Here is a 16,703-nt window from a genome sequence, read left to right on the forward strand (position 1 = left end):
TTACATCTCCATGCCGAGAATCTTGCCGACGGTGTGCACATCCTTGTCACCACGGCCGGAAAGATTGGCAATAATGATCTGGTCCTTGCCCATTTGCGGTGCGCGTTTGATGATCTCGGCAATGGCATGGCTGGTTTCAAGGGCTGGAATGATGCCTTCCAGGCGGGTCATCAGCTGAAACGCTTCCAGCGCCTCATTGTCCATAATCGGCACATATTCAACGCGGCCAATATCATTGAGCCATGAATGCTCCGGGCCGATACCGGGATAATCCAGCCCGGCGGAGACCGAGTGTCCTTCCTTGATCTGCCCGTCTTCATTCTGCAGCAGATAGGTGCGGTTGCCATGCAGCACACCGGGTGCACCCGCCGTCAGCGATGCACAATGTTCTTCACCATCCAGACCGCGACCACCGGCTTCCACACCAACAATTTTCACTTCAGGATCATCAAGGAACGGGTGGAAAATGCCAATCGCATTCGATCCGCCTCCGACGGCCGCAACCACCAGATCCGGCAGGCGGCCTTCGGCTTCCATGATCTGTTCCTTTGCTTCGGTCCCGATTACCGACTGAAAGTCGCGAACAAGCTCGGGATAGGGATGGGGACCGGCCGCAGTGCCAATCAGATAGTAGGTATCTTCGACATTCGTCACCCAGTCACGCAGCGCCTCGTTCATGGCATCCTTCAGCGTACCATGCCCAGCGGTGACGGGTTTTACCTCTGCCCCCAGAAGCTTCATGCGGAAGACGTTCGGTGCCTGACGCTCCACATCGGTCGCGCCCATATAAACCACGCAAGGAAGCCCGAAACGGGCAGCAACGGTTGCCGATGCAACACCGTGCTGACCAGCGCCCGTTTCAGCAATGATACGTGTCTTCCCCATACGTTTTGCCAGAAGGATCTGGCCAAGACAGTTGTTTATCTTGTGCGACCCTGTGTGGTTCAGCTCTTCGCGCTTGAAATAGATTTTCGCGCCACCGAGATGCTCACTCAGACGCTCGGCGTAATATAGCGGGCTCGGGCGCCCGGTATAATGCTTGCCAAGGGCGGTCAGTTCTGCACGGAATTCCGGGTCATCTTTCGCCTTTTCCCACTCTTCCTGAAGCTCAAGAATAAGCGGCATCAGTGTTTCGGCGACAAAGCGCCCACCGAAGATACCGAACAGGCCGTTTTCATCCGGACCGGATTTGAAAGAATTGGGTTTCAGCGTCTCGTTCAACTTCATTCTCCCTTAAGCCGTCTGGCTTTCCAAGGCATGTGCTACAGCATCAAAAAAGGCATCGATCCGGCCTGGGTCCTTCACGCCTGGTGCAATTTCCACGCCCGAAGATATATCGAGCCCCGGAGCACCGGTTTTGACAATGGCTTCACCGACATTCTCAGCATTCAGACCACCCGACAGAAAATAAGGAATAGAATCCCTCATCCCTGCGAGCAAGCGCCAATCAAAGGTGATGCCGTTTCCGCCAGGCAGGACAGCGCCTTCCGGCGGCTTGGCATCAAAAAGCACACGATCAGCAACACCTTCATAAGCTTCTGTGACTACGAGATCTTCAGCCGTGCGGATTGAAAAGGACTTGATCACCGGTTTCGCAAACAGCGCCTTGACCGTCAGCACCCTTTCCACGCTTTCCTTGCCATGTAATTGCAGCATATCCGGCTTTGCACCGAATACGATTTCTTCCAGATAATCATTATCGGCATTAACGGTGACGGCGACTGTTTTCGCACGTCCGCCAACATGCTCGATCAGCCGTGCGGCCTCATCGGTTTCCACATGGCGCGGGCTTTTACCGAAGAATATGAAACCGACATAGTCAGCGCCGCGCGCAATCACCTGGTCGATTGCTGCTTCGTTCTTCAGGCCACAGATCTTGATTTCAGGTCTTTTCATAGGTGTTTCATAACATATCGATCCGTGCTGCGTAAAAATTCCTGCACAAAATGCTGAAATTCACTCGAACCGCACAGCGTGCAAAACCGTGCCGTTTTCCTTCAGCCAGGCACGCGCGCTTTCGGTGTGGGGACAAAGCTTTCTGCAAAGCGCCCAAAAGCGCGGCCCGTGGTTCATTTCTGTCAGATGGGCAACCTCATGGGCAGCAAGATAGTCAACGATTTCAGGCGGTGCCATCGCAATCCGCCATGAAAAATTCAGGTTGCCCTTTGAGGAGCAGGAACCCCAACGGGTTTTGGTATCCTTGAAAGCTATGGACGCCACTTTTTTACCGCTTGCAGCGGCATGAACCGCCACCCGCACGCCAATTTCCCGTTTTGCGACAGTCTTCAGATAATCTGCCACCCGCATTCCGGCGCGGTCTTCCGGACCGCTGACGCATAAAACGCTGGGATCACGTTCATTCTGGCCCGGTGTGGCTTTTGTTAGTCCCCGCAGATTGCCGCTATGGATAATCCGATGATCAAGCCCGAGAACCGGAACGGTGGCACCGATCTTAACCACTGTGTCGCCACCTTCAGGGAAGCGAGAGATCTTGTCCAGAAGCCAGTCATGATGACGACGTAAAAAACCATCGATCTCATGACGAGGGAGACCTGGTGGCACGGTGAGGCTAAGCGCCCGCCCACCGGGCTCAATCTTCAAGGTCATGCGACGCGCGCGCGGGTGCGTTTTCACGGCCAGCGGCAGGTGACGTCCGCCAAGCTCAACCGTTTCTGCTGTCGCTTTCATCGCCGCATGCCTGATCGCCATTGGCAGTCATCATCCATCTTCATTCACTGCCCGGTTTTTAGCCGCTTCAGCGCGAGAAGCAAATGCCTTTCTGAGGCGTTGCGATGGACTGATACACAAAAAACCGGCGCTTCGCAGGGACTGAAGCGCCGGTTTAATTAAGAGGTCATTTACTCTATAAACTCATATCGAAGGCGAAGGTTCCTCGCGATTGCGGTCCATTTTGGTCCCATGCTCACGCATGAAGCGCTCAAACTCTTCGCGGTCCCGTGCCTTTTTCAGTTCACGCATATAATTATCAAAGTCTGCCCGCATCTCATCAAGCTTTCGCCGCTCGGCTTCAATACGATCCATCTCGTTGCGCCGCCATTCATCAAAGGCAGCATTGCCAGACGATGACATGGTGCTTTCAGCCCGGCGTGCACTGCGGCGGCACTGACCAAAAGCCTTTTCAGCTCTCTGACGCATTCCACCACTGCGCGGCACGTTAATTCTGTCGCCCCAGATGATATAGGCGAGCATGACCAGCCCAACCGGCCAGTAAACAATAAAACCGATCACCATCAGGGCAATCGTCAGAGGCGTCCACGCCGGACGCAGCCATGCTGTCTCGTTCATTGACAATTTCCTCCGGATCTAAACCCGATTACGCGCTTCACTTGATTTCAAGGTGGTGATTGTCATCATTTTATTCAATAAAATTTTTAGTAAGGAGCATACTAAACCATCAGAAAAGGGCACTCGACTTCGCCGGGACTTTTCAGTGATTTTCGAATATGCCTGACCAGAGTGAGGTTTTGACCGCCTCTGCCTACCGATGTAATCCGTAGAAGAGATTTTCTTTTCAACTTGTTTCAGAAAGCCAACGCTGATGACTGAATCCAATCACAGACAGTCCGAATATCCGATCAACCCGATCTTTCTGGATCGCTGGGGTCCACGCGCTTTTGACGGCAAGCCAATGCCTGTGGAGGATCTGCTGACCGTGCTGGACGCTTCGCGCTGGGCACCATCTGCTCTGAACGTGCAGCCCTGGCGGTTTATTTACGTCTTACGGGACAAAGACGGATGGGACGAGGCTGTGGCACTGCTGATGGAAGCCAACCAGGTTTGGGCAGGAAATGCTGCCGCGCTGGTGTTCATGGTGTCACATACCAAACGACTGAACCGCGATGGCGGCTGGGCTGACAATGCCGGTCATGCCTTTGACAGCGGTTCTGCCTGGATGGCAGCTTCTCTTCAGGCCAAGATGCTGGGCTACGATACCCACGGCATGGGCGGCATCCACAAGGACAAAATCGCGGAAAAATTCGGCGTTCCGGCCGACTACACCGTGGAGATGGCTTTCGCGATCGGCAAATATGGCCGCAAGGAAGACCTGCCCGAAGCATTGCAGGAACGCGAGGCCCCCAGCAGCCGCAAGCCATTGTCGGAAGTGGTTTTTGAAGGTCATTTCAAAGGCTGAACGAAAAGAAGGCGGTGCCTTTGGCACCGCCTTCCCGGAACGAATAATACAAATCAGCCGTCGTCAGATGTCGAGGTTTGCAACAGAAAGAGCGTTATCCTGAATGAAGTCGCGACGCGGCTCCACTTCATCGCCCATCAGACGCGAGAACAGACCATCGGCGCTCGTTGCATCGGCAACTTTTACCTGCAGCAATGAACGGACATTCGGGTCCATCGTGGTTTCCCATAGCTGCTCGGCATTCATTTCACCAAGACCTTTATAGCGCTGCATTGTCAGGCCCTTGCGACCGGCTTCGAAGACAGCTTCCAGAAGCGCGCGTGGACCATAAACCCACTTATCGCCATTCTTGCGGGTCAGAAGTGGCGGATGCTCATAGATCTCATGCAGGCGTGGCTGCATCTGATCGATATAGCGGGCGTCGGTCGAGCCAATCAGCCCCATATCAAGCGTTGCCACTTCCTTCACGCCACGAACGGTGCGCTCAAGCCGCAACCCGCCGTCGTCGCGGACTAAGCCCTGCCAGCCACGCTCGGTTTCTTCGGCAATCATATCCAGACGACGGGCGACATCCTGCGCCAGGCGCTCGGCTTCATCGGGGTTCGAGATACGTTCGGCATTCAATGCGCCGGCCACCGCCGCCTGCTCGACCACATCCCGATCATAACGGGAATGCAGCCCTTCCATCAGGTTACGCATCCGCACGGAGTCAAGAACGGCACGGCGCAGATCCTCACCGGCGCGCACTTCACCGCTGTGCAGCCGCAGTCCGGCGTCTTCAAGACCCTGATCAATCAGATAATCTTCCAGAGCCTGCTCATGTTTGAGATACTGAACCGACTTGCCGCGCGAGACCTTATAAAGCGGCGGCTGCGCAATATAGAGGTGCCCGCGTTCGATCAGCTCAGGCATCTGCCGGAAGAAGAATGTCAAAAGAAGTGTACGGATGTGGGCGCCATCGACGTCAGCATCGGTCATGATGATGATCTTGTGATAACGCAGCTTGTCTGCGTTAAATTCATCCTTGCCGATGCCGGTGCCAAGCGCGGTGATCATCGTGCCGATTTCCTGGCTCGACAGCATCTTGTCGAACCGGGCCTTTTCAACATTCAGGATCTTGCCGCGCAGCGGCAGGATTGCCTGTGTCTCACGCGAACGTCCCTGTTTGGCCGATCCACCAGCGGAGTCCCCCTCCACCAGGATCAGTTCGGAGCGGGCCGGATCACGGTTTGAACAGTCAGCCAGCTTGCCGGGCAGGGAGGCGATATCAAGCGCGCCCTTGCGTCGTGTCAATTCACGTGCGCGGCGTGCCGCCTCACGGGCAGCAGCAGCTTCGGCCACCTTGGTCACCAGCACCTTGGCTTCATTCGGATGTTCTTCCAGCCACTGCCCGAGTGTCTCATTAACGCAGCTTTCCACCACAGGACGCACTTCGGAGGAAACAAGCTTGTCTTTTGTCTGCGAAGAGAATTTCGGATCAGGAACCTTCACGGAAAGAACGGCCGTCAGGCCTTCCCGGCAGTCATCGCCGGTGAGAGAAACCTTCTCTTTCTTCAGGATACCGGATGAATCGGCATAAGCAACCATCTGGCGTGTCAATGCGCCACGGAAACCAGCCATATGTGTGCCGCCATCACGCTGCGGGATATTATTGGTAAAGCACAGCACATTTTCATGATAGCTGTCATTCCACCACATCGCGACCTCAACCGTAATGCCATCCTTCTCGGATGAAATGGCAATCGGGTTGCTGACCAGCGGCTTTTTCGACTGATCGAGATAAGCCACAAAAGCGGCCAGACCGCCTTCATAATGCAGCTCCTTCGAGACCGGCTCAGCACCGCGATTATCGATCAGCAGAATGCGCACACCGGAGTTCAGAAAGGCCAGTTCGTGCAGGCGCTTTTCCAGCGTTGCATAATCAAACTCGGTTTTTGAAAAGGTTTCCGGGCTTGGCAGGAAGGTCAGCTCTGTGCCCGAACGCCCTTCATATGTGCCCGTTGCAGATGCATCCGGAGTGTAGGAGCCCGTCTGTGCCAAAGGGGCATCCGGCACACCGTGCGAAAAGGTCATTTCATGGATTTCGCCATTCCGGCGGATCCTGAGCTTCAGCCAGGTTGCCAGTGCATTGACCACCGAAACGCCAACGCCGTGCAAACCGCCGGAAACCTTGTAGGAGTTCTGGTCGAATTTACCGCCGGCATGAAGCTGCGTCATAATCACTTCAGCAGCCGAAACACCTTCACCCTGATGGATATCAGTGGGAATACCGCGACCGTTATCGATGACAGTGCAGGAACCATCAGCATTCAGCTGAACGGTGACAAGATCGGCATGACCGGCCAATGCTTCGTCAATCGCGTTATCCACGGCCTCATAAATCATATGATGCAGGCCGGATCCGTCGTCCGTGTCGCCGATATACATGCCCGGACGTTTACGCACAGCATCCAGGCCCTTGAGAACCTTGATGGAATCGGCACCGTATTCGGGCAAGTCGACGCTTGCGGTTTCAGGTGTTTCGGTCATTAACGGTCTTTCCAAACTTTTCAGGAGCGCGGCGCGAAAAAACGCTTGCGAATCACCGCATTCATAAGCCTGCAGTCTAGGTCAAAACCCGCGCGCACTCAAATCACGGACCCGCCTTTTACAGCGAATTCGTTGATAAGCCCATAGCAGAACGACCGGTCTGACAGACCGCCTTCCAAAGGCCCGGTTTTAAAGCCCGGTGAAGTTCAGTTTTTTACCTTACAGCTCGGCCCAAGCTTCTTCGGCGATCGCAGGTGTTACCGCGTATTGAGAGCATGCGGCATCGCCGCAGGAAAATACTCCGGATATGCTGGTTTCCTGTCGGTCTGACGTATCAATTTCGACATCTGGAGGCATTTTTTTGTATTTGCCGTCAAAAGCTTCTGCCAGCGGAGAAGCCGACAAGTCCGCGCGGGTTTCATCATCGCGTTCAATGCGCGTGTCTGGCAGGAAAGCCGTTTTGCTCCACTCCGGGATAAGCCAAGCCCGATGGAGCCAAATCAACGCAGCCTGCAAATTCCAGGCATTGCCTGATGAGAAGCTGGTCGTAAACCAGAGGGCCTTTGCCACGGAGCAAAGGCCCTCTACCCGGGATAGGATGCAGCCACCACCCCACTTCTGTCAGAGGCAGCCGTCAGCCTTTTCGGCGCCTTCTGTCGGAAGCGGGGTTTTTCAGGTGGCCGGGGTTACGCGCGGCTTTTATTTCAGCGCGCGAGCCCGAATTTCCGTTTCCACTTATGATCCGGTTCCAGAAGGGCAGCACTGGCAAATGTAGCCATTTCCGTCTCAGCCTTATCGTGAGTGAGAATGCCGTTCCAGTGCAGATAAAGATAGCTGTCACGAACGATCTGGTTTTCGTTATCGCCGGGCTGTACGCGGGTTGCCGTTGCCGGGACACTCTGATGGCCCATTGCGGTCTCCATGGAGCAAATGCGGATTTCATTCGGGCGGTGAAACCTTCACCCCTTTTTGGGGGTATCAGCTTCAGCATTCAGGATCCCGAGCGCCCGCTAAGCCGGATGCAAAGAACCTCTTTGGCCAGAAGCACTCCGGGATCCTGAATGCAATTTCAGGTTAGCAAAAAGGCCCTTTGCTGCTTTGACTTCCCTCAAATCGAAACCCGCAGATGACATTTTTTTGAAGCAACCAGACTTTCGCGGAAGAACGCAGTGTCAGCGTTTCACCTGCTTGTCGATAATGGCCTGAAGCTCTTCAATCGTTTCGGTATCAAGCATACCGATATGACGCGCGAGCCGGTTGGCAAATTTCGTATGCGCAGCGGGAAGTCCTGCGGTATCGACGATGACACGCGGATCTGAAAGATCGGCGATATCAAACAATGCCTCTGCATCATCCCAGATGATGTGGAAGTACCCGGCGACACGCTGCAGAAAATCGAAACTCGGTTTGCCGCGGCGGCCATGCTCCAAAGCAGAAAGATAGGCGGCCGAAACGCCGATGGCATCTGCCATCTGCTTCTGGGAGACGCCCCGTTCCGCTCTGAGCTGGCGAAGGGCCTCTCCGAACGGCGTCATTGTCCACTCCCTCTACTGCGGCCTGTTCTTTCGCGCCAGCCGGACATAAAGCGCTCCCTCGCCACCGTGGTGACGGGCCGCTGTCTCATAAGATGAGATCAGTGGCCGGAACTCCGGCAGCGAGAACCACAATGGAACCGAGCGCTTTAGAACGCCCTCGCTGCCAAGCGACGTTCCCTTACCCGTGATCACCAGCACATGTCTGTGTCCTCTGGAATGTGAGCGGGTCAGAAACGCATATAAAAGCGCATGCGCCTCATCCTGGAACAAGCCATGAAGATCTATCTTTGCATCGATGGAAATACGTCCACGCGCGATCTTGCGTTTTACCGGACGTTCCAGCGGATGATGCTTCTGTTGATTTTGCTGTTGTTTCTTGGGCAGTGCAAGCGGCGAAACAGTGGTTTCGCGTGTCGTTCGCTTTTTTTGCGGACTGGACATATCATTGATCAAATCTGAAAAGCTTTCTTCCACAGCGGCAGGCTTTTCAAGTTTTTTGCCGGGCAGGGGGCGTGCCGTACGCGCGACCTTATTCCAGAGTTCCCGTTCTTCTGAGGAGAGCTTCCGGCGGCTCATTTTTCAACGCTCTCCGGTCATTATGCAAAAAGAGGGCGGCCAATTTCTCCAGGCCGCCGCCTCAGCTGTCAAATCGTTGCCCGCTTCTGTATCCTATTCTGAAGCGGTGGCGATCAGTTTCCAGTTCGGATCACGCGCCCGCATGTCACGGGCAAATGTCCACAGATCCCGCACTTCTGCGATTTCATCAGGATCACCATCAACCAGTTCCCCGTCCTTGCTATAGGTCGCAGAAATCATCTGGCTCACGATTCTCAGGGTGATACGGGCTTCATTCTTTTCCACTTCAGCTTCGGTAAAATCGGCTTTCTCGATGCCGACAAAGCTCGCCTTGACCGTCTCGCCTTTGGATTCACGCTCGCTCATGGCGGCATTGAAGCCTTCGAAAACCTCTTTCGACAGAAGATTTTTCAAGGTGCGACGATCGCCATCGGCAAAAGACATGACGATCATCTCATAGGCAGACTGTGCGCCTTTCAGGAATTCTTCCGGCTCAAACTGTGCATCGTTTTCAACAATTTCGCGCAAGCCGTTGTTCAGCGCGCTGCCCTCAGGCGAAACACGGTCGACTGCTGCCAGACGTGCAGCTTTATGCTCTTTCTCGGCACCAGGAAGAGTAATCACGTTACCTTCCTTGGTCGCGGCATCCACCGTTTCAGCACGCGAGCGCGCCTGCGACTGCTCGTAACGCGGCTTTTCACTGCCTGTACGACGGCCCAGCACGCTGCGAAGCTGGAAGAAGATCACCACCGCAGCAACCAGAAAGAACAGGGTAATCAGATCACTTGTGCCCATTTTGTCTCAACCGCCGTTTGCTCTAAAATCTCTAAGCCCCATATAGACTTCACAGGGCCATGATTCAAATGTAACACTGAAATTGAGTGCTTGCATTCGTCCGTATGGCTAAAATCACGAACGCCGGAAACAGGATTAACATCTCTTGCCCCTACTGATCGCCATTTTTCTTTTTCCGTTTGTGGAAATCGCAGGGTTCATCATCGTCGGTCGGGCTATCGGCGTGCTTCCGACGCTCGGCCTGATCATTCTCACTGCCATGATTGGCGCAGCGCTTCTGCGCATTCAGGGTTTTGGTGTATTGCAGCGCCTGAATACCGACGTAAATGATAACGAGGATCCAGGACGCGACCTCATTCATGGTGCCATGATCGTGATCGCAGGTATTCTGCTGCTCATACCCGGATTCGTTACGGACATCCTCGGCTTTCTGCTCTTCATTCCACCGATCCGCGACCTTGTCTGGAAATATATGAGCAGAAACGTGATGAGTGTTTCTGAGCGGACTGTCTATTTCCGCTCCGGCGGAGCTGGCCCCGGCCGTGGGCGTGGCGGACCGCAGCCACGACGCCCGGGCGAGGGACCAAAGGTTGTCGATCTGGACTCATCTGATTTTTCGTCATCCGAGCCTGACCCGAATTCGCCATGGAAAGACAAATCCAATGACGGCTCCGGTGACAAACCGGATCACGACGACAAACGGCACAACTAGCGAAATACAAATCCCCTGGACATACCCTCAGCCGAAACCGCTGAACCGACGCTTTGCCCCGCATTTCAGGGGCTTGCGTTCAGGCCCGCAGGGTTGTGCCTTTCCGTGCAAGATGCTAACTGGCATCCCAAACTGACCACTCGAAAGGACGTGAAATGGCAGAGGAAAACGGCGCAAGCAAGCAGGAAAGCCCGTCGCTGAGCATTCTCACTCAGTACATAAAGGATCTTTCCTTTGAAAATCCGGGCGCACCGGCATCGCTTCAGAAGCGTGACGGCCAGCCGGAAATCAGCATCAATGTCAATGTGAACGCCAACCCGATCGGCGAAGACACTTACGACGTTACCCTGTCGCTGAAAGCCGAAGGTAAATCCGGCGAGAAATCGCTGTTCCTGTGCGAACTGGTTTACGGCGGTGTCTTCCGCGTTGCCAACTTCCCGAAAGAGCACATGCTGCCGATGCTGTTCATCGAATGCCCGCGTCTGCTCTTCCCGTTCGCACGCCAGATTGTTGCAGATGCGACCCGCAATGGTGGCTTCCCGCCGCTTTTGGTTGACCCGATCGACTTTGCTCAGATGTTCCAGAAGCGTATGGCCGAAGAACAGGCCCGCTCCAAGGTTCAGCAGACAACCAACTGATCAGCCTTGCTGCCAGCGGTTTATTCACATGCAAAACCCGGCCTTAAAGCCGGGTTTTTTGTGTCGCCAAGTACAAGAAAGCCCTGCTACAGCATCGTGCTTTGTGCATCCGAATGGATGCTCGGCACTCCAGGATTATTGGCCTGACACCTTGTGCCATAAAGCCTTTTCGCCGATTTCTTCCAGCATCTTCTGGTGTGCCTCCACCTCTTCAGGATGAATGCGCGAAGCGAGCGGGCGCGGGCGGACAAGCGGTGCCAGCTTGCGAATATTGCCATCCGCATCATAGCCATCATCATCACCCTTGTTCACCAGCCTTAAGGCCGCCTGCCGGCCACCGGACATCTCGATGTAGACTTCCGCAAGAAGCTCGGCATCGAGAAGCGCCCCGTGTTTGGTGCGGTGTGCATTATCAATGGCATAGCGCTTACACAGCGCATCCAGATTATTCGGCCCCATCGGATGCTTGCGCCGTGCCAGTGCCAGTGTGTCGACAACAATATCATCAGAAATTGAAGGTTTTCCAAGCCGCGCCAGCTCGGCATTGATGAACCCCATATCGAAGGTCGCGTTATGCGCGATCCAGCGGGCGCCCTCGAAGAAGGCCAGCATTTCATCGGCGATTGCAGAAAATTTCGGCTTATCCGCCAGAAATTCATCGCTGATACCATGCACCCTCAGTGCTTCGGGATGAACCGGCTGACCGTCGGCATTGATATATACATGGAAGGTTTTCCCCGTCGGGAAATGATCGATGAGCTCAACCGCCCCGATCTCGATAATGCGGTCTTCCTTATTGTCCATACCTGTGGTTTCGGTATCGAAGATGATATCGCGAATACCCTTCATCGCTGCTTTTTTCCTTTGGTTCTGATGTCGGCAATGATCGCATCAACAGCCCGCCGCGCACCATCAAAGCCTTGACCCGTATCGACAGTATAATCAGCCCGTGCCCGCTTTTCGCTATCAGGCATTTGCCTTTTGAGGATGTTTTCGAACTTTTCCACTGTCATGCCACGGCGCTCCAGCACACGCTGACGCTGCGTCGCCGCATCGCAGCTGGCAACGACGACACAATCGACATCGCGATCCCCACCGGTCTCAAACAACAGTGGAATATCAAGAAGTGCCATCTCGGCCCCATCGGCCTCGGCCTTCTTCAAAAACGCCTGACGAGCTTCAAAAACCAAGGGATGAACAATCGCCTCAAGCTTTTGGAAGTTCTCAGGTTTTCCCGCCAACGCTTTGCCAAGACGCATCCGGTCAATCACCCCATCGCGCGACACGCCGGGAAAAGCCGCTTCGACGGGATCGACAGCCTTGCCCCGATAAAGAGCGTGAACGGCCTGATCGGCATTGTGAACAGGCACACCATGTTCTGAAAAAAACTGCGCCGTCGTCGACTTGCCCATGCCGATGGACCCTGTCAAACCGATGACAATCAACCGTTTGCCTCCAGGTCCGCGATGATTTCTGCCCTGAGGGCGTCATCCACCACGGGCTTTTTTCCAAACCATTTTTCAAAGCCGGGCACGGCCTGATGCAACAGCATACCGAGGCCTTCTGCCGTTTTGAAACCCTGTTCCTTCGCCTGTTTGAGGATCGATGTTTCAAGCGGAACATAGACAATATCCGCCACCAGACTGCCGGTCTTCATCGCGCTGAAATCAAATTCAGGCACCGGCGATCCTTTCATGCCCAGCGAGGTTGTGTTGACGAAAAGCCCAGCCCCTTCAAGCCCCCCGGCAAGCCCGTCCATTTTGTGCGCCGAAACACCTTCGCCAAACCAGCTGGCCAGTTCTTCAGCTTTCCCGATCGTGCGATTGAGAATGCAAATCTCCGCGATCCCACGATTTTTAAGCGCCAGAACAATCGAACGAGCACCACCACCGGCGCCCAGAACTACTGCTTTTTCCACCTTGTCCCAGCCGGGATGTGAGGCATCGAGATTGCCGGTGAAGCCAATCCCGTCTGTATTGCTGGCATAAATCAGCCCGTCTTCAACCCACAGTGTGTTGGCAGCGCCCAGCGCTTTGGCAAGCTCATCGGGCCGGTCTGCCAGTTCAAACGCGGCTGCCTTGTTCGGCATGGTGACATTTCCACCGATAAAGCCTGCCGCACCGGAGCGAAGATCGTCCATAAAGGCCGGCATGTCTTCAGGAGCAACATCCTTGCGCACATATTCGCCAGACAAACCATAGGCCTTCAGCCAATAGCAATGGACCATCGGAGAGCGGGAATGGGAAACCGGATGGCCGATAATGCAGGCGCGGCGTTTGTTCGTTTCACGTGGAACATTCATGGTCTCACTCCCAAAGTTCTGAGCGCTGACAGAAGCGAAAGCATCGGCATGCCCAGTATGGTGAAATAGTCACCTTCGATTTTCGAGAACAGCTGAACCCCTAAACCTTCGAGCTGATAAACACCGGATGAAAAAAGTGCTTCATCAGAAATGCGGGAGAGATAAGCCTCAATCTCCGGCTCACTGAGTGTCCGCATGGTCAGCTTTGCGGTCTGGCAATCTTCAAAAAGCACCACATCATCGCGGGCGATGGCAAAAGCGCTGTGGAGATAATGGGTCTTGCCGGACAAACGTGAAAGATGCGCTTTGGCTTCGTGCCGGCTTTCCGGCTTTGAATAGGCGGCCCCTTCAAATGCCATGACCTGATCACCGCCGATGACATAAACACCGGGAATACGGTTTGCTACATCCAGCGCCTTCGCTCTCGACAAAAGCCCGGCCAGAAATTCCGGTGAAGCGCCGGTTTTCACATAAGGCGTTTCAACCGCCCGCTCATCGACATGCGGTCGAATGCTGGAAAAATCGAGCCTGGCATTGTTCAACAGTGCACGCCGTGACGGGCTGGTCGATGCCAGAATAAGCTGGGCCGGCGCTCTGACATTATCCTGCATCCCATCCTCCTTGATGCGGCGGGGTTTCAAGTCACCTGATTACTTGACGTGATATTTAAGGGCAAGGATCGCGGCGGCGGTTTCCTCAATCGAACGCCGCGTGACATCAATCACCGGCCAGTCATTCTGTACTGCCAGCGCGCGGGCATATTTCAGTTCCTCGGCTATTGAGGCGCGGTCGATATACTCATTCTTCCCCTCATCCGCACCGCTGCCAAACTCGCGAAACGCGCGAACCTGAGAAATTCTGGCAGGTGAGGCGATCAGGCAGACGATCAACGGCTTCTCCGAACGGTATAAACTTTCCGGTAAAGGCGTTCCCGGCACAATTGGAATATTGGCGGTTTTGATCCCACGATTGGCAAGGTAAACGCTGGTGGGGCTTTTGGATGTGCGGCTGATGCCAATGATAACAACATCGGCCTCATCGTAGCTCTCCGGCATCTGGCCGTCATCATGTTCCATGGTGAAATTCAGAGCTTCAATACGCGCGAAATAGTCTTCATCCAGGCTGTGCTGCGCACCAACCCGCCGGCGCGACGTCGTGCCAAGATAGGTCTGGAAAAGTCCAACCACCGGCTCCAGTACATTCACGCACGGTACATCCATGTCGCGGCACATCTCATCAATGAGCGCACCAAGCTCTTCGTTCACGACGGTGTAAAGCACGATACCTGGTGCCTCGTCGATCGCGCGCAACACTGAAAGCAGCTGTTTGCGGTTCCGGATCAGCGGATAGACGTGCTCAATCGGCTCATAACCGCCAAACTGCGCCGCCGCTGCACGTCCGGCAGAAATCAGTGTTTCCCCCGTCGAATCAGAGATCATATGCAGGTGAAAGAAGTTTTTGCGGTTTCCCACGATATTCTTTGCCTCCTGTGCATAAAGCTGGATAGCCGGGCGGCAAAACGAGACCATCCAATGAGCCTGTGTATAGGTCACCGGTTTATCCACAATCCCATTTTCGTGGAAGCGCATGAACAAGATTTGTGGACAGTGGGGATAAGTACTACCGTTTCAGACCTTGTGAGAGGGTTTTCCACAGCTTGAACAGCCGCGTCTGCGATGGCAATTATCTGAATCAAAACTGCTTTTCCCACTTTTCCATAAAACCAGCAATCCGGTTCAGATCCAAGACTGCATTCAGGAGTCGAAAACGGGGAAAAGACTCACAAACATGGAAGAGCCTTTAATCCTTGATCCTCACAGACTCTAAGAAATAAAAGGAATCCAACAATCAACAGATTCATTATTTGGGAAGGCTGGGGATATGCAAAAACGAAAGCTCATGCGGGTTCTCGAAGGTGAGACCGTATCTCCGCCACCGATCTGGCTGATGCGTCAGGCCGGGCGATATCTGCCCGAATATCGCGCTGTCCGGGAAAAGGCAGGGGGATTTCTAAATCTCTGCTATACACCGGATCTTGCAACAGAAGTGACGCTGCAACCGATACGCCGTTATCGCTTTGATGCAGCCATCCTGTTTTCCGATATTCTCATCCTTCCGGATGCGCTGAAACGTGGTGTTCGCTTTGAAAAAGGCGAAGGGCCACGAATGGAGCCTATATCAGCCTCAGAAATTGAGGCTCTTGCTGATAAACCTGTCACTGAGACGCTAAAACCGGTGCTGGAGGCGATCCAGCGCATCCGTGAAGCTCTGCCCCGTGAAACGACACTGATCGGCTTCTGCGGCGCTCCGTGGACGGTTGCCACCTATATGATTGCTGGCCGCGGAACGCCGGATCAGGCACCAGCTCGCCTTTTTGCCTATCGCTACAGGAAAGAATTCCTAATTCTTCTTGATATCCTTGCTGACCTTTCCGCTGAATATCTGATCAGGCAGCTCGAAGCTGGCGCCGACACGGTTCAGATCTTTGACAGCTGGGCTGGCATCCTGGGCGAACAGGACTTTTACGATTTTGCTGCAAAACCTGTTGCACGGATCATTGAAAGGGTTCGTACGGTGCGGCCTGATGCGAAAGTGATTGCCTTTGCCAAAGGTGCCGGGTTGCAGCTTAAAACCTATCGTCAGATTACCAAAGCTGATGCCATTGGCCTCGACTGGACCGTTCCGCTTGAATTTGCTTCAGAGCTTCAGAAAGATGGGGCAGTGCAGGGCAATCTGGATCCTTTATCTGTTGTGGCCGGTGGTACGGCAATGCGCGACCGTGCGCAGGCAATCCTTGATGTGTTAGGAAACGGGCCGTTGATTTTCAATCTGGGCCATGGAATTACACCAGAGGCTGACCCCGAACATGTAACGGATCTGGTTAACACCGTTCGTGGGGGGTAACGGGAGGAATGCGTGAATAAAAACAATGAGATATCAGAGAATGCGGGCAAGAAGTCATCAAGCCGCGCTTTAACGGCGCTTCTGATCTTCCTGTTTATCTGTCTCGGGCTTTTCGCTTTTGACAGACCGAACTTTTATCTCTGGGCCAAGGCGATCCATGTGATGGCTGTTATCGCCTGGATGGCCGGCATGTTTTATATGCCGCGCCTGTTTGTTTATCATGCTGACAGTGAACCGGGATCTGAAAAATCGGAAACATTCAAGGTTATGGAAACGCGGTTGATGAAGGTGATCATGAACCCGGCCATGATCCTGACCTGGATTTTCGGCCTCTATCTTGTCTTTGACGGTGGCTGGCTTGCAGATGGTTGGTTGCACGTGAAACTTCTGGCCATAGTGCTGATGTCTGGCGTGCATGGTTACTACAGCAAGGCCATCAAGGATTTCGCCCGGGATGGTCGTAAAACCACAGCCCGGCACTGGCGCATCGTGAATGAAATCCCGACGGTTTTAATGATTATCGCGGTGATTATGGTGATCCTGAAGCCATTTTGATGAC

Annotated in this window: 20 protein-coding genes; 5 read left to right on the plus strand and 15 right to left on the minus strand. The window is 54.2% G+C overall.

All coding sequences use genetic code 11. The features are described 5' to 3' along the window. The 4 genes from trpB to EDC90_RS02485 all read right to left on the minus strand — a co-directional run bounded on the left by trpB (position 1) and on the right by EDC90_RS02485 (position 3,306). Entirely contained in the window at positions 1-1,227 is a 1,227-nt protein-coding gene (gene trpB / locus EDC90_RS02470) for a tryptophan synthase subunit beta (protein WP_432419977.1), read from the minus strand. A gap of 6 nt (positions 1,228-1,233) precedes the next feature. After that, complete coding sequence (locus EDC90_RS02475; RefSeq protein WP_132308190.1) at positions 1,234-1,896, minus strand: phosphoribosylanthranilate isomerase; 663 nt, start codon at positions 1,894-1,896, stop codon at positions 1,234-1,236. 60 nt (positions 1,897-1,956) lie between these two features. Then, on the minus strand, positions 1,957-2,709 hold the full coding sequence (locus EDC90_RS02480; RefSeq protein WP_132308192.1) for a M48 family metallopeptidase: 753 nt from the start codon (positions 2,707-2,709) through the stop codon (positions 1,957-1,959). 162 nt (positions 2,710-2,871) lie between these two features. Next, a complete protein-coding gene (locus EDC90_RS02485; RefSeq protein WP_132308194.1) occupies positions 2,872-3,306 on the minus strand; it encodes a DUF2852 domain-containing protein in 435 nt (144 codons plus the stop codon). A gap of 253 nt (positions 3,307-3,559) precedes the next feature. Between EDC90_RS02485 and EDC90_RS02490 the strand changes: the two genes are divergently transcribed. Next, entirely contained in the window at positions 3,560-4,153 is a 594-nt protein-coding gene (locus tag EDC90_RS02490) for a nitroreductase family protein (RefSeq protein WP_132308196.1), read from the plus strand. A gap of 63 nt (positions 4,154-4,216) precedes the next feature. Here EDC90_RS02490 and gyrB read toward each other — a convergent pair whose 3' ends face one another. The 6 genes from gyrB to EDC90_RS02520 all read right to left on the minus strand — a co-directional run bounded on the left by gyrB (position 4,217) and on the right by EDC90_RS02520 (position 9,588). Beyond that, on the minus strand, positions 4,217-6,682 hold the full coding sequence (gene gyrB, locus EDC90_RS02495; RefSeq protein ID WP_132308198.1) for a DNA topoisomerase (ATP-hydrolyzing) subunit B: 2,466 nt from the start codon (positions 6,680-6,682) through the stop codon (positions 4,217-4,219). Positions 6,683-6,901: 219 nt separating this feature from the next. Next, the gene (locus EDC90_RS02500) at positions 6,902-7,252 is read right to left on the minus strand and encodes a hypothetical protein (RefSeq protein WP_132308200.1); all 351 of its coding nucleotides are present in this window, start codon (positions 7,250-7,252) and stop codon (positions 6,902-6,904) included. Positions 7,253-7,386: 134 nt separating this feature from the next. After that, on the minus strand, positions 7,387-7,593 hold the full coding sequence (locus tag EDC90_RS02505) for a hypothetical protein (protein WP_132308202.1): 207 nt from the start codon (positions 7,591-7,593) through the stop codon (positions 7,387-7,389). A gap of 261 nt (positions 7,594-7,854) precedes the next feature. After that, positions 7,855-8,217 carry a helix-turn-helix domain-containing protein gene (locus EDC90_RS02510; protein WP_132308204.1) on the minus strand — a complete coding sequence of 121 codons (363 nt, stop codon included), beginning with the start codon at positions 8,215-8,217 and terminating at the stop codon, positions 7,855-7,857. 12 nt (positions 8,218-8,229) lie between these two features. After that, entirely contained in the window at positions 8,230-8,793 is a 564-nt protein-coding gene (locus EDC90_RS02515; protein WP_132308206.1) for a Smr/MutS family protein, read from the minus strand. Positions 8,794-8,886: 93 nt separating this feature from the next. Beyond that, positions 8,887-9,588, minus strand: coding sequence for a Tim44/TimA family putative adaptor protein (locus EDC90_RS02520; RefSeq protein WP_132308208.1), 702 nt, complete (start codon positions 9,586-9,588; stop codon positions 8,887-8,889). Positions 9,589-9,733: 145 nt separating this feature from the next. On the opposite strand from EDC90_RS02520, the gene EDC90_RS02525 reads away from it, so the two are divergent. Further along, on the plus strand, positions 9,734-10,300 hold the full coding sequence (locus EDC90_RS02525; RefSeq protein WP_132308210.1) for an FxsA family protein: 567 nt from the start codon (positions 9,734-9,736) through the stop codon (positions 10,298-10,300). 155 nt (positions 10,301-10,455) lie between these two features. Next, positions 10,456-10,938, plus strand: a complete 483-nt coding sequence (gene secB / locus EDC90_RS02530; RefSeq protein ID WP_132308212.1) for a protein-export chaperone SecB — start codon at positions 10,456-10,458, stop codon at positions 10,936-10,938. Between the two features lie 135 nt (positions 10,939-11,073). Here the strand turns inward: secB and dnaQ are convergent, their stop codons facing one another. Genes dnaQ through EDC90_RS02555 form a run of 5 tightly spaced genes read right to left on the minus strand, consistent with a single transcriptional unit; the run spans position 11,074 to position 14,712 of the window. Next, positions 11,074-11,778, minus strand: a complete 705-nt coding sequence (gene dnaQ / locus EDC90_RS02535) for a DNA polymerase III subunit epsilon (RefSeq protein ID WP_132308338.1) — start codon at positions 11,776-11,778, stop codon at positions 11,074-11,076. A 5-nt stretch (positions 11,779-11,783) separates the two neighbouring features. Beyond that, the gene (coaE, locus tag EDC90_RS02540; RefSeq protein ID WP_132308214.1) at positions 11,784-12,383 is read right to left on the minus strand and encodes a dephospho-CoA kinase; all 600 of its coding nucleotides are present in this window, start codon (positions 12,381-12,383) and stop codon (positions 11,784-11,786) included. Next, positions 12,380-13,240, minus strand: coding sequence for a shikimate dehydrogenase (locus tag EDC90_RS02545; protein WP_132308216.1), 861 nt, complete (start codon positions 13,238-13,240; stop codon positions 12,380-12,382). The genes coaE and EDC90_RS02545 overlap by 4 nt, the downstream gene beginning before the upstream one ends. Beyond that, positions 13,237-13,851 (minus strand): Maf family nucleotide pyrophosphatase, encoded by a 615-nt coding sequence (locus tag EDC90_RS02550; protein ID WP_132308218.1) that lies wholly within the window; start codon positions 13,849-13,851, stop codon positions 13,237-13,239. The genes EDC90_RS02545 and EDC90_RS02550 overlap by 4 nt, the downstream gene beginning before the upstream one ends. 39 nt (positions 13,852-13,890) lie before the next feature. Continuing rightward, the gene (locus EDC90_RS02555) at positions 13,891-14,712 is read right to left on the minus strand and encodes a pyruvate, water dikinase regulatory protein (protein WP_132308340.1); all 822 of its coding nucleotides are present in this window, start codon (positions 14,710-14,712) and stop codon (positions 13,891-13,893) included. Positions 14,713-15,121: 409 nt separating this feature from the next. On the opposite strand from EDC90_RS02555, the gene hemE reads away from it, so the two are divergent. Both hemE and hemJ read left to right on the plus strand, forming a co-directional pair. Next, positions 15,122-16,144, plus strand: a complete 1,023-nt coding sequence (gene hemE / locus EDC90_RS02560) for a uroporphyrinogen decarboxylase (RefSeq protein WP_132308220.1) — start codon at positions 15,122-15,124, stop codon at positions 16,142-16,144. Positions 16,145-16,156: 12 nt separating this feature from the next. After that, positions 16,157-16,699 (plus strand): protoporphyrinogen oxidase HemJ, encoded by a 543-nt coding sequence (hemJ, locus tag EDC90_RS02565; RefSeq protein WP_245510898.1) that lies wholly within the window; start codon positions 16,157-16,159, stop codon positions 16,697-16,699. Positions 16,700-16,703: the final 4 nt, after the last annotated feature.

Source organism: Martelella mediterranea (genome assembly GCF_004342225.1).
In the GTDB taxonomy this organism is placed as follows: Bacteria; Pseudomonadota; Alphaproteobacteria; order Rhizobiales; family Rhizobiaceae; genus Martelella; species Martelella mediterranea_B.

Excerpts from the sequence above, each read along its gene's own strand:
- trpB (WP_432419977.1), bottom strand. The coding sequence starts at position 1,227 with ATGAAGTTGAACGAGACGCTGAAACCCAATTCTTTCAAATCCGGTCCG.
- EDC90_RS02475 (WP_132308190.1), bottom strand. The coding sequence starts at position 1,896 with ATGAAAAGACCTGAAATCAAGATCTGTGGCCTGAAGAACGAAGCAGCA.
- EDC90_RS02480 (WP_132308192.1), bottom strand. The coding sequence starts at position 2,709 with ATGGCGATCAGGCATGCGGCGATGAAAGCGACAGCAGAAACGGTTGAG.
- EDC90_RS02485 (WP_132308194.1), bottom strand. The coding sequence starts at position 3,306 with ATGAACGAGACAGCATGGCTGCGTCCGGCGTGGACGCCTCTGACGATT.
- EDC90_RS02490 (WP_132308196.1), top strand. The coding sequence starts at position 3,560 with ATGACTGAATCCAATCACAGACAGTCCGAATATCCGATCAACCCGATC.
- gyrB (WP_132308198.1), bottom strand. The coding sequence starts at position 6,682 with ATGACCGAAACACCTGAAACCGCAAGCGTCGACTTGCCCGAATACGGT.
- EDC90_RS02505 (WP_132308202.1), bottom strand. The coding sequence starts at position 7,593 with ATGGGCCATCAGAGTGTCCCGGCAACGGCAACCCGCGTACAGCCCGGC.
- EDC90_RS02510 (WP_132308204.1), bottom strand. The coding sequence starts at position 8,217 with ATGACGCCGTTCGGAGAGGCCCTTCGCCAGCTCAGAGCGGAACGGGGC.
- EDC90_RS02515 (WP_132308206.1), bottom strand. The coding sequence starts at position 8,793 with ATGAGCCGCCGGAAGCTCTCCTCAGAAGAACGGGAACTCTGGAATAAG.
- EDC90_RS02520 (WP_132308208.1), bottom strand. The coding sequence starts at position 9,588 with ATGGGCACAAGTGATCTGATTACCCTGTTCTTTCTGGTTGCTGCGGTG.
- secB (WP_132308212.1), top strand. The coding sequence starts at position 10,456 with ATGGCAGAGGAAAACGGCGCAAGCAAGCAGGAAAGCCCGTCGCTGAGC.
- EDC90_RS02545 (WP_132308216.1), bottom strand. The coding sequence starts at position 13,240 with ATGAATGTTCCACGTGAAACGAACAAACGCCGCGCCTGCATTATCGGC.
- EDC90_RS02550 (WP_132308218.1), bottom strand. The coding sequence starts at position 13,851 with ATGCAGGATAATGTCAGAGCGCCGGCCCAGCTTATTCTGGCATCGACC.
- hemE (WP_132308220.1), top strand. The coding sequence starts at position 15,122 with ATGCAAAAACGAAAGCTCATGCGGGTTCTCGAAGGTGAGACCGTATCT.